The organism is Gilliamella sp. B2824 (assembly GCF_026536245.1).
Lineage (GTDB): Bacteria > Pseudomonadota > Gammaproteobacteria > Enterobacterales > Orbaceae > Gilliamella.
In genome coordinates this window covers 1-13,028 of sequence record NZ_JAFNON010000011.1, presented here as the reverse complement: position 1 = coordinate 13,028, position 13,028 = coordinate 1, and the positions used below count along the sequence as shown (strand labels likewise).

Sequence of the window (13,028 nt, the reverse complement as noted above, 5' to 3'; positions counted from 1 at the left end):
TTATTCATGAAACACTCTTATTCTTTTCCTATTTTATTAACAAGTTTGTTATTTGTGACTATTTCGTTGTCGGCGTTAAATACACAAGTGCCGCTGTGGTTAGTTGGGCACCAGTTTTCACTTGGTCAAATCGGCTTAGTGGGCTCAAGTTATTTTACTGGCAACTTAATTGGGACGATTATGGCGAATTGGTTTATTAACCGATTTAACGCTAGGTATACCTATACCTATAGTTGTATTATTTTTGCCATTGCAACCATAGGTTTGAGTTTTTCAATAGATTTTTATAGCTGGGCAATTTGGCGATTTTTAATTGGTATTGCTTGTGCTGTAACTTGGGTGGTTATTGAAAGTTGTATACTTGTCACAGGCACCGTTAGAACACGGGGTAAAATGCTAGCGGTTTATTTAACAACCTACTATTTAGGCACCGTTTTAGGGCAAGCACTATTACAGTATTTTCCACAAAATGTGCTGTATTTTGGCCTTGTAGTGGCAGTCTTGATGGGACTAGCGAGTTTATTTATATTACTGACCCACTATAAACTGCCTAAACGAAAAAACAGTAGTTTTAATATTGTACCTATGATTGTAAATAAACCCTCTCGACTCGGGTTAGTGGGGTGCGTTATTGCCGGTATGTTAATTGGTTCTTTATATTCACTGATGCCAGCTTATTATTCCCATTTAGGTTACAGTGATAATGAAGTTGCCAATTGGATGATTCTTCTTATTTTATCTGGCGTTGTTGCACAAATGCCGGCTAACTGGTGTGCTGATAAATATGGTCGTCGTCTTGTTTTACTGGTTGAATCGTTTCTAATGATAATAGCTTGCCTAATGTTGGTATTTAATTTATTTGATATTGTTGCCATTATTTTATTAGGTGCAACAATTTATACCATTTACCCGATTTCAATGGCATGGGCTTGCTCGTGTGTAAGAAAGCAAGACATTGTTGCTATGAATCAAGCTATGCTATTGACCAATACGTTAGGTAGTCTTGTTGCACCTGCTGTAATAGCATTTATTATGGATAAAACAAGTAATAGTTATCTATTTGTGAGTTTTACAGTAGTTTCAATCTATTTTTTTATTTTATTATTAATCAAGCGAGGCACTAATGCGTAATAACCAAAATCCGCTTAAATTGATCGAAATATTAGCTGATGGTGAGTTTCATTCGGGAGAAGAATTAGCTTCGTATTTTGGTATCACCCGAGCAGGGATTAACAAATATATTAAAATTCTGCGCGAATGGGGAATTGAGCTATTTTCTGTTCAAGGAAAAGGTTATTGCTTGGCTGCGCCTATCGAACTTTTGAAAAAAGAGAAAATCGATAAGTATTATGGAGCAGATAGTGCTGTTGAAGTTTTACCTATCATTGATTCAACTAATCAATACCTCCTTGATCGTATTACAACGTTAAAATCAGGTGATGGTTGTGCCGCTGAATTTCAAACTCAAGCAAGAGGGCGGCGGGGGCGTAAATGGTTTGCGCCTTTTGGAACAAATCTCTATTTTTCAATGTATTGGAGATTGGAGCAAGGTATTGCTGCTGCTATGGGATTAAGTTTAGTTGTTGGGATTGTTATTGCCGATACATTAAGATCAATATCTGGGCAAGATGTGAGAGTAAAATGGCCAAACGATCTTTATCTTAAAGATCAAAAATTAGCAGGCATTTTAGTTGAGCTTGCGAGTAAAACCGGCGATAGTGCGCATGTGGTTATTGGCGTGGGTGTTAATTTAAATATGACCAATCCCGATGTTAACATTGTTAATCAAAAATGGGCTAATTTAGGTAATTTTGATCGTAATTTATTGGTTGCTCAAATTGCGAAAACGTTAAAAACTAAATTGATTCAGTTTGAGCAGCAAGGGTTAGCGCCGTTTATAAAAGATTGGGATCGGCTCGACAATTTTGCTAACCGTCCAGTAAAATTATTGATCGGTGACAATATTATACGCGGTATTGCTAAAGGAATTACTGATCAAGGGGCATTAAAACTTGAACAAGATGGCAAAATCATGACTTACATCGGCGGCGAAATATCGCTAAGAAGTGATGAAATGTAACACAAAATTAAAACCTATTGTATCTAAGTCAATAGGTTTTTAATTAATGTGATTAAGTATTAAATCCTAATCCTTATTTTTTAAATCTTAACACTCGCAATGCATTAGCGGTCACAATTGCCGTCGTACCTGAATCAGCTAATACCGCTAACCAAAGCCCTGTATAACCCAGTAAACTTGTTACCAAAAATATCAGTTTTATACCCAATGCAATGGTAATATTTTGTTTAATATTTTTGTTAGCAAAACGCGTTAAGCGAATTAATTTAGGTAAGCTTAATAAACTATTTTTGGTTAATGCTGCATCTGCCGTTTCAAGTGCAACATCACTGCCACTGCCCATTGCAATGCCAACTGTTGCAGCCTTCATTGCTGGTGAATCGTTGATACCGTCTCCCACCATGGCAATTGCAGAATCTTGACCAATTTTTTCAATTTCAGTTAATTTGTCGGCAGGTAATAATTCTGCTAAGTAATCCATATTAAGTTGTCCTGCAATGGCTTTAGCTGCTCGTTGATTATCACCGGTGAGCATTAAAGTTTTTAACCCCAATTGTTGTAATTCATTAATTGCAGAAATGGCATCATTACGTAACACATCTTGTAAAGCAATAATACCTAATAATTTATCACTTGTGACTACAGCAACTACCGTTTTTCCGGCGTTTTCTAATTGATTAATGATCTGCTTATTTTGATCAGTGATAGCATTTGATACTGTCGTTATTTTATTGGGCGAAACAATATAAATCAGTTCTTGACCAATTTGACCTTGAATACCAACACCGGCGATCGCTTTACGGTTATCTGCTTCTTTGAATTGAATTTGCAGCTGTTGAGTATATTCAACAATGGCTTTCGCCAGTGGGTGATGCGAACCACTTTCGATGGCTGCGGCGATAGCAAGTAAATCGTTGGTAGATTTGTCACCATCAATAATATCTGTAACTTGCGGTTTGCCTTGGGTTAAGGTTCCGGTTTTATCAAAAGCAATCGTTTTAATTGATCCAATATGTTCAAGTGCTGCACCGCCTTTGATTAAAACGCCTTGTTTAGCCGCACAAGAAAGGGCCGAGGTAATAACGGCAGGGGTTGATATCACTAAGGCACAAGGACAACCAATAAGCAATAGTGTAAGTCCACGGTAGATCCAAGTATACCAGTCGGCGCCCATCATCAATGGTGGAATGAATATGACTAAAAATGCGAATAAGGCGATAGATGGCGTATAGTAACGGCTAAATTTGTCAATAAAGCGTTCGATTGATGCTTTGCGATCTTCAGCATCTTCTATTAATTGTAAAATACGATCAACGGCATTTTGTCCTGTTTCAGAAATAACTTTTAGTTGTACGGTATTATCGACGACCAATGATCCTGCTAAAATTTTATCGCCGCAAAGATAATTGACGGGTATTGATTCTCCGGTTAGTGCACTTTCATCAATATTGGCTTGTTCGCTAATCAAAATAACATCAGCCGGTAGTCTTCCACCCGATGATATTTCAATAATATCATTCGGTTTTAGGGTATGACTTGCGACTGTTTTTCGTTTTCCATCAATAATAATGATTGTCTCTTCTGGCATAAGTTGGACTAGCGATGAAATGCCTTTTTTAGCTTTATTGCTTGCAACGCCTTCAAGCATTTCACCAATCATGAACAGAAATATGACCATGGTTGCTTCTTCAGCTGCGCCGATAAAAAGTGCGCCAATGGCCGAAATACTCATTAACGACTCAATCGCAAATGGTGTTCCACTACGTGTTAAAACGATGGCTTCTTTTAGAATCGGTAGTAAACCAATAATGGCCGTTATAATAAATGCATATTGTCCGACTTGATGATTTACTAACAGTAAAATATAGCTGACAACAATTAAAGTCCCTAATAGTGCTAATGGGATTAACTCTTTTTTATTCAAAATACTTGAATGTTGATGTTGAACTGATTGTTCTGGTGAGGATTCAAAAATGGGTGTATAGCCTAATTCAGTCACTTTATCTTCGATAAGTTTTACAATCTGTTCATTTTTTTGAGGTACAAATACAATAAGTTTTTCTGTGGAAAAGATAATTTTTGTTTGACTAACATTAGGTAACGTTTTAACACCATTTTCGATTTTTTGAGCACAATGTGCGCAGTCCATTCCTTGAATTGTCCAAGTTAACTTAATGTGTTCGCCTTGCCGCTCGGGATCGTCTGTCGGTTCATCATATTCATTGGCTTGAGTTTTGCAGCTATTTTGATTTTCGCAGCAGTCAATAGCTTGATGATTTTCATGTGAATGATGAGAATCATGATCATGGTTGTGCGCAATATTTTGACAATCATCATGGCAATCATTTTGATGAATAGGGTGACTATTTTCAGATTTGTTATTATATAACATAACGTTACCTCATTTTATTGATGATTCTGATTGTACTCTCAATTGAATAAAAATAAATCATTTTTTATTTAATCAGACCGATCTTAATCAGGTTTTTCATAAAATTATATTGAAAATGTGGTGTTACCAGCTAACTTAAATATTAGAAAAAACGCTAAGAATCTATTTTAGGTAGCTAGATTAAAGTTTGATTTTTTATACATTAGCAACAGTTTTGAGTATATAATCATGCTCATTTCAATGATTGAGAGCATATATGACTAATTTTTACTCGCTTCGTCGACGTTCAAGTGTGATTTTTGCGGCTTTTTTATTCAATACCTTTATTATTGGTATTGCAGGAGCCTTACAGTCACCAACGTTAAGTCTATTTTTATCAAAAGAAGTTAATGTTGAACCTAGTTTAGTTGGGCTTTTTTTCTCGATCAATGCATTTGGATGTATTATTGGTAGCTTTTTATTAGCAAAATATTCAGATAAAAAAGGTGATAGACGTAATATTGTCATATTTTGTTGTTTAATGGGTGTTGCCAATAGTTTAATTTTCGCTTTTTCACGTCACTATTATGTTCTCATTACATTGGGTGTTTTTTTCGCCGCGTTAGCGTCCGCAGCCATGCCACAAATTTTTGCTTTAGCACGGGAATATGCGGTTAAGACAGGGCGCAATGTTGTGGCATTTAATTCATTGATTCGTGCCCAGCTCTCTTTAGCGTGGGTGATTGGTCCACCGTTGTCTTTTACTTTAGCCACTAGTTTTGGTTTTACCTCGATGTATTTATGTGCAGTAGGCATGTTTATGGTTGCGATCTTATTTGTTGCAATCTTTTTACCTTCTGTGGAAAAAAATCCTATTTCACATTCAGATAATACTATTGATTTAGCGGCTGCTAACCAACCAATATATAAAAATCGAAATGTGGTTTTCTTACTGCTTTCAACGATATTTATGTGGACCGCCAATATGATGTATATCATTGATATGCCATTGTATGTCAGTTCTGTATTACACTTATATGAATCTTTACCCGGTCATTTAATGGGCTTGGCGGCAGGCATCGAAATTCCAGTTATGTTGATAGCGGGATTTTTGGTCCCTACCATTGGTAAACGAAATTTATTTTTTATCGCTATAATTTGTGGTTTGCTATTTTATATTGGGATGATTTTGTGTACCAGCCAATTTGCGTTATTTGCTTTGCAGTTGTTTAACGCCCTTTTTATTGGCATTGTGGCTAATATTGGTATTATCTATTTTCAAGATTTATTGCCGACTAGAATGGGCGTTGCATCAACTTTATTTAATAACGGCATTATTTGCAGTATCATTTTAGCCGGCGTGATTCAAGGTTTCATTTCTGAATCTTATGGGCACGAAATAATTTATTGGATTGCATTCGCGATGGTTTTTATTTCATTAGTGTTTTGTGCATTGGTAAAAAAGGACTAATAAAATCATTAATAATAGCTTATTAAAATGAGCGTCTTCCTAAGATTAGGAAGACATAGCTATTTATTCATCGGTATTGATTTGTTGTTTTAATTTTTCATAAATTGCATAGTGAGTTCTTTCATAGCCCATAGGTGTAATGGTTATGTAATTGTTGTTAGCTGCATCAAGCTCTTTGTCTTTTCCTAATATTTGTTGATTACGTTTCGCTCTAAACCAATAATAATCATGTCCTTCAGGATCTTTAGTTGGCGTTAGGACTAATTGGCTGGCATCACTTTCTCCTTGTTTGGTTACTCTCAATCCTTTAGTTTCTTTGGCCGAGCAACATGGAAAGTTAATATTAAAGCAGATGTTGTCAGGTACATTTAATGTATAGAGTTTTTTTATAACCTCTTGAGCATGATGAGTTGCACAATCCCAATTGGTTGGCTGCATGTCTTCTGTGTTCACTTGACTAAAAGCCATGGCTGGTATACCAAGTGTCATTGCCATTATTGCCGCACCTACGGTTCCAGACAAAATGGTTTCAAACCCCACATTAGAACCACAATTTATTCCAGATAAAACCAGATCAGGTAAGTTATCGACCATTAAATGTTTGATTGCAAATAACATACAATCAGCGGGGGTGCCATAAACAGCATATCTTTTTTCATCTCGCTGGGTTACGCGAAAAGGGGTTTTTAAACTAACTGAACACGAAACCCCACTCTGATCGATAATTGGTGCAACGACCCATACTTCATGTGCAATTTTTTGGGCAACATTTTCTAATATTTTAATGCCGGGAGCATCGATGCCGTCATCATTAACTAATAAGACGCGGTTTACTAATTTATCAAACATATCACTTCCTTTTGCTATTTACTTATTGATCAAAGGTATTACATTGATTAATAGATCCACTGTCGAATCCTCTTTTAAACCAAGTATAACGTTGTTTGGATGTGCCGTGGGTAAAACTATCAGGCATAACATAACCATTACTTTGCCGTTGTAAGCGATCATCGCCTATGGCTTGTGTTGTGTTTAAGGCTTGTTCGATATCACCCACTTCAAGAATATTTTGTTTTTGCATAGCATTACCCCATAAACCGGCATAACAATCTGCTTGTAATTCTAATTTTACCGATAACTGGTTGCTATTAATATCTGGTTGAGTTTGTTTGAGCTGCTCAATGTTATTAAACGTACCTAATAAATTTTGTACATGATGACCTATTTCGTGAGCAATGACATAACCTTGGGCAAAGTCACCGCCGCCACCAAGTCGCTGCTTCATTTCTTGATAAAAAGAGGTGTCTAAATAGACGGTTTTATCTATGCTACAGTAAAAAGGTCCCATAAAGGTTTGCCCAGTACCACATGAAGTTTGTGTTGAGCCGGTATAAAGAACCAATTTGGGGGGAATATAGGTTTTACCTAAAGCCTTAAACTGTTGGCTCCAGTAATCCTCGGTACTGGCTAAAATAACCGAGGTAAATTTTGCTGCATCGGGATCTTGGTCATTATATTGAGTAATTGTTTGCTCAGTATTACTTGAATCAATCAAATTACTATTAAGTAAACTCGTTAGATCCACACCATAATAGCCAGCAATTAATACCACTAAAAATAAAATAACTTTCCCTTTGCCTTTAATTGGGATCCTTGTTCCCAATTCACTTCCTGATTGTGAGCGGCGATCTTCAATATTATCACTCTCTCTTTGGTCTCTCCAGCGCATAGGGGTACCTCATCAGTTATAGTTAGATTATTGTAATGGATAACTTACCGGGATGCTAGGTTCAGTGATGATTATCATCTTAAATTGATAAAATTCAACGTTGCTTAATTATAACCTAATGATTATTATTATCTTTAATCACTAGTTAATATTTTTCCCATCTTTTTCGTTGTGAGCATATTAGATCATGGTAACTCAATTCATCACTCAACTCTCTCAGCAAGCTTTTATTTAGATTACTGACAACACTCATCAGTTTTATTAAAAGATGGTAGAGCGATGAGTGAATTATTTACCATTTTATTATTTCATTCTGTGATTTATCGCAACGGGTTAGCATTAAAAATATTTAGAATAATTAGTTGGTTAATTAGCTTAGCACAACATCATTACGCCATAATAGTGATTTATGTAGCAGTTTTAGTATTATCATTTCACCATTGAACATGGCATACTTTTTATTTTATGGCAGTGATCGAGATCATTTGGCTGAGTAATTGTTAATTATCTGCAGGATAAATAATTAGCGTGTAAGATGAATACACTGCTTAAAAATCGAATTTGATTTATGGTGGATTTTGCAAAAATTAATGATGTTGTTATAATTAGTCTTCAATTTCCACTAGATAGATGGATGTTGTTGTCAGTGAATTAGCTTTAGCGTAATCAATAAAATATTCGTTTTATAATTATTATCAAGTACCTTCTTTTGTCTTTACAAGATTTTGTTCTACATTTAAGTCAATACATATTTTGAAATTGAGTTTAATTGGTCATTAAATCGATATTAATCACTTTGCTTAATTGCATTTTTAATATCATTTTATTAGTATTCAATAGGTGTATTTTATGAAGCAAATATCAAAATCGACAAGTAAGCCTCTAAATATTAACGATATTACTATCATCGATGATAGTAAGTTAAAAAAAGCCATAATTGCAGCAGCACTCGGTAATGCGATGGAATGGTTTGATTTTGGCGTTTATGGCTTTTTGGCTTATGTTTTAGGTCAAGTATTTTTTCCGGATGCATCACCGAGTATTCAAGTTGTTGCTGCTTTGGCAACTTTTTCGGTGCCGTTTTTAGTTCGTCCATTAGGCGGATTAGTATTTGGTGTTTTAGGTGATAAATTGGGTCGACAAAAAATCCTTTCTGTTACCATTATTATCATGTCTTTAAGTACCTTTTGTATTGGATTAATTCCTTCTTATGCCTCTATCGGCATAGCTGCGCCCATTTTATTATTAGTGGCCAAATTAGCCCAAGGATTTTCTATCGGGGGAGAGTATTCAGGGGCTGCTATTTTTGTTGCTGAGTATTCACCGGACCGCAAACGTGGATTTATGGGTAGCTGGCTTGATTTTGGCTCGATTGCCGGCTTTTTAGTTGGGGCTGGATTAGTTGTGCTTCTTTCTACATTACTTGGCGAAGCAAGATTTCATCAATGGGGATGGCGCATTCCATTCATCTTTGCTTTACCCTTAGGTATAATCGGTCTTTATTTACGGCATGCATTAGAAGAAACCCCAGCATTTCAACAGCATACAGATTCAACCAATAGTCAGCAAAATAGCGATAGTGATACCTCAACGACTCTGTCATTTAAACAAATTTTCAGCAAATATTGGAAAAGCTTATTGGTTTGTGTTGGCTTAGTCATTGTCACCAATGTCACTTATTACATGTTACTGACTTATATGCCGAGTTATTTATCACATAATCTGAATTATCCTACCGATCATGGTGTTTTAATTATTATTGCTATCATGATTGGCATGTTATTTGTGCAGCCTGTGATTGGTTTGATTAGTGATAAAATTGGTCGAAAACCCTTTATTGTTGGTGGTAGTCTAGGATTACTGGTTCTTTCTTACCCCGCTTTTGCGATGATCAATAGCGATGTTATTGGTCTTATCTTCTTAGGTTTATTAATATTAGCCGTACTGCTTAACTGCTTTACGGGTGTGATGGCATCAATTTTACCTGCTATTTTTCCAACGAGTATTCGCTACAGTGCCCTTGCTATTTCATTTAATATCTCGGTACTGATCGCTGGTGCGACACCAACTGCTGCCGCTTGGCTTGTTGAAGAGAGTGGTAATTTATATATGCCAGCTTACTATTTAATGGTGGTCGCATTAATAGGATTAATCACTGGTTTCAAAATGAATGAAACTGCTAACCAACCTTTAAGAGGTGCAACCCCAGCGGCATCTGACAAGTCTGAAGCAAACGAAATTCTAACAGAACATTTTGATTCAATTGAACAAAAAGTTGAAGATATTGATGAGCAAATTGAATCATTACAAGAACAACGACAAGATTTAGTCGATCAACATCCAAAACTTGATTAATATTATGGCCTTATCATAAAAAAGCCAATATTTGTTAATTAATTGATTTTTATAATGAACCGTAAACGTAGCTAATTCGGTAATGTTGATTATGCTGTTAGCCGTCTAATTAAGGGAATCCGATGATTCCCTTATCTAAACTTAGAGAGTGATAAAACTATTTTCACAGTAACATATGAGTAATATTTAATTTTGTTATATTAAGATCTATCTCGGTTTTAACTATTATCCAGATGATTTGAGATCATATCTGTTCTTTTTAAAAAGCTCATACACAAATTCAATAACTAACTTGAAATCACCGATAAAAATGAACCGATCCTTGGTATTTTTTGACTAAATTAACACGCAAAAAAATCGTTATGTTTAACCCTTTTTTTTACCTTAAATTTAAATTAAATAAAATCAATGTATTAAAAGCAAGCTCAAAAAAAGGGTTTTTAGCAAGAAAAATGTAGTTTGTCTTTTATCAGACAGGCGTTATAGTATGTCTGGTTCTAGATTAACGCCGTATAGGTGGTTTAGAAACTTTCAAATCCATATCGATACCGTGGAAAAAAGATTAACGCCGTATAGGTGGTTTAGAAATGGCGTTGGTCTTTAGCTTCAGCTGTTACCTGGATTAACGCCGTATAGGTGGTTTAGAAACTCATATGTTTTTAACACATTTAAATGTCGTAGATTAACGCCGTATAGGTGGTTTATAAAATTTGGCATCGAACTCTAAACGCTAACGTCTGGATTAAGGCTGTATAAATGTCAGATAATTTAGTCTATCTTTCTTTATACTATGATCAGCAATTCATAGTATAAAGAGAGTTTCTTACGCAGAAATAGTGGGCAACATTGTACTTTTTCTGATACTTATCAATTTTGTTGCAAAAATAGTTATAACTTACGCGTCCACTTAAAAATAATCAATTAATTAGAATATATTACGCAACAAATTAAGGTAGCATATGACCTTTTCACTGGTGGATAATCATCGCGGTAACCATAAAATACTATGATAATTATGCAAAAGATTCATTGATTAAGTTAATGGTTAATACTAGTAGGTATTCGTCATTAAATTGTAGGCTTAAGATGCATTTATAACGTTGCTATTGATGATTATTAACAAAAATTAACATAAATACACATTACAATTTTTATATTCTATCTTACGATTGAACCGCATTATTGACATTATCACGCACAAAAAAGTTGCATTAGATATCTATATATAAAAGCTAATATATTGTATTTTCTTAAAAAGTTAATCAAATTAGCTACAAGGAGTAGTAAAAATATGTTAAAATATGGTCTTAATCGGGCATCGGAGCCGCAAGCATACAATTAGATCAAAATTTAAGCAATACATCTATCTAACTCAGTAAGCAGCAGGTAAGTTATTCACGCGGTTGGTCGTCAAATCTTTTCCTTTAGAAGCTGATTTGGTTTTATAGAGCGTTAAAAATAATAAATAACAAGCTTGCCGTAGTATAAGTGGCATAAAAACAGGTCAATAATCATAATAGGCATTATGCGCACTTTCTTATATTGGAAATTTAAGCGTGCTGTAACATTCCCAATTTCAATATCGTTTAATCCCCCAGCTCCAGACCTTTTGATGTTATTTTTCCATGACTAATCGATTTTTCGGCTAGCTTTTTTCCGGCAATATCTAATGTCCGGTTTAACATTTGACTTGATATCGTTGTATACTGTTTTTTAGCCGCTAAATATTTACTTTTGGTTAACGCCAATACCTTATCTGATTCAATCAATGCTGTGCCTAATTCTGCCTTTTGAACCTCTTTATCATCACCAAACTCTTTTAGATATATTTTAAGGTAAACTAAATTGTTTGTTTTATCTGATGAAATTAGCGTTAAATTACAGAGCTTCATCGCCGATGTTTCGGCGACTAATTCATCTCTGGCGGCAAATAATTCTGCCTGTTCGTACGTTTTTGGTATTCTGTCTAATTCCCGACTGGTTGAATGCCCAATTTCATGAAAGATATCATTATAGTATGCTTCGGCAGTCTCATACTGCGATTTATCGGGCATATGGATAGTATGTGATTTGGGATAATAACGAGGATTTGACGGGCTGTTATGTAAAACCTTAACCCCCTGACTTGCTATAAATTGCTCGACTTTTAAATTTTCCTGCCACTGTTTTTCCGGCTTAATTGCTGGTGGAAGTTTATCAAAGGATGCTTTATCCAGCTGCTCTACATTATAAAATTTAATATTTTCATAATACTCATTATCTTTATACAAATCACTTTCAAAAAAGTTATTTTTTTCATCCGGTTTTATCTGCAAATTATGAATTTGTATTTCACCCTCAGTTAGCCAGCGAGTCTCTGAAAACCCCTTTTTGTGGCCATCTGAATATAAATCATTTGCTTGATATACTTCTTGAGTATAAGGGTTCTTCGGAAAGTTTGCATTAGTTTGTGTAAAGTTCGAAATCCTTTGATTATCATCAGTTTGCTGTATCTGCTCGAACAGTCGATTAATATTGTCTGCTGTCATTATTTACATCTCTATAAGCCAGTCATCTTCTAACCCCTCTTTTGTTCGACTACGAACAAAATCCAATCCAATGATTTTTTCATAATAGTTATTGATTTTACGCCAGTCTTCAGCACGAAAAGTAAAACTATCTTTATATCTTTCATAAATATAAGACGTTAATTCATTAAGCTCCTGCAGATAGTTGTCATGTAGTTCTTGTGTAATTAAATTTACTGCCAAAGCATGTCTAAACTCATTTCTTAAGCGTCGCTCCATTCTATCAATTCTTTCTTTTTGGTCTCGCATACTGCACTCCTTAGGTAGTTTTGGTGATATTAACGGCTGAATTATAAACAAATTTTTGGGGGCGTCCAAGCGGAAAGGCTCGCTATGCGTTCCTTTCCACCTGCACTAAAGGATAAAACTTGGTGGGTTGTCAATAGGTCACTGCGTCAAATGCCCGCTCGTTCACTGCGTGGCTACGACCTGTGCTTTGCGATTGACAATAGCAA

General features: G+C 35.2%; 9 protein-coding genes. 4 read left to right on the top strand and 5 right to left on the bottom strand.

Annotation, left to right across the window (positions count from 1 at the left end; all coding sequences use genetic code 11):
* Nucleotides 1–6: 6 nt before the first annotated feature.
* Entirely contained in the window at nucleotides 7–1,131 is a 1,125-nt protein-coding gene (locus J3U56_RS10020) for an MFS transporter (protein WP_267333455.1), read from the top strand.
* A complete protein-coding gene (gene birA / locus J3U56_RS10015) occupies nucleotides 1,124–2,080 on the top strand; it encodes a bifunctional biotin--[acetyl-CoA-carboxylase] ligase/biotin operon repressor BirA (RefSeq protein WP_267348920.1) in 957 nt (318 codons plus the stop codon). The genes J3U56_RS10020 and birA overlap by 8 nt, the downstream gene beginning before the upstream one ends.
* 73 nt (nucleotides 2,081–2,153) lie before the next feature.
* Here the strand turns inward: birA and J3U56_RS10010 are convergent, their stop codons facing one another.
* Complete coding sequence (locus J3U56_RS10010; protein ID WP_267367546.1) at nucleotides 2,154–4,472, bottom strand: zinc/cadmium/mercury/lead-transporting ATPase; 2,319 nt, start codon at nucleotides 4,470–4,472, stop codon at nucleotides 2,154–2,156.
* A 256-nt stretch (nucleotides 4,473–4,728) separates the two neighbouring features.
* Between J3U56_RS10010 and J3U56_RS10005 the strand changes: the two genes are divergently transcribed.
* Nucleotides 4,729–5,922, top strand: coding sequence for an MFS transporter (locus J3U56_RS10005; RefSeq protein WP_267333458.1), 1,194 nt, complete (start codon nucleotides 4,729–4,731; stop codon nucleotides 5,920–5,922).
* Between the two features lie 63 nt (nucleotides 5,923–5,985).
* On the opposite strand, the gene surE is transcribed toward J3U56_RS10005, so the two are convergent.
* Together surE and J3U56_RS09995 are read right to left on the bottom strand one after the other, a co-directional pair.
* Nucleotides 5,986–6,771 carry a 5'/3'-nucleotidase SurE gene (gene surE, locus J3U56_RS10000; RefSeq protein WP_267367544.1) on the bottom strand — a complete coding sequence of 262 codons (786 nt, stop codon included), beginning with the start codon at nucleotides 6,769–6,771 and terminating at the stop codon, nucleotides 5,986–5,988.
* 22 nt (nucleotides 6,772–6,793) lie between these two features.
* Nucleotides 6,794–7,651: a neutral zinc metallopeptidase gene (locus J3U56_RS09995; protein ID WP_267367542.1), complete on the bottom strand. Its 858-nt coding sequence runs from the start codon at nucleotides 7,649–7,651 to the stop codon at nucleotides 6,794–6,796.
* A gap of 849 nt (nucleotides 7,652–8,500) precedes the next feature.
* On the opposite strand from J3U56_RS09995, the gene proP reads away from it, so the two are divergent.
* Complete coding sequence (gene proP / locus J3U56_RS09990; protein WP_267343475.1) at nucleotides 8,501–10,006, top strand: glycine betaine/L-proline transporter ProP; 1,506 nt, start codon at nucleotides 8,501–8,503, stop codon at nucleotides 10,004–10,006.
* A gap of 1,586 nt (nucleotides 10,007–11,592) precedes the next feature.
* Here the strand turns inward: proP and J3U56_RS09985 are convergent.
* A complete protein-coding gene (locus J3U56_RS09985) occupies nucleotides 11,593–12,534 on the bottom strand; it encodes a zincin-like metallopeptidase domain-containing protein (protein ID WP_267367540.1) in 942 nt (313 codons plus the stop codon).
* Between the two features lie 3 nt (nucleotides 12,535–12,537).
* Nucleotides 12,538–12,822 (bottom strand): hypothetical protein, encoded by a 285-nt coding sequence (locus tag J3U56_RS09980; protein WP_267367537.1) that lies wholly within the window; start codon nucleotides 12,820–12,822, stop codon nucleotides 12,538–12,540.
* Between the last annotated feature and the right edge of the window lie 206 nt (nucleotides 12,823–13,028).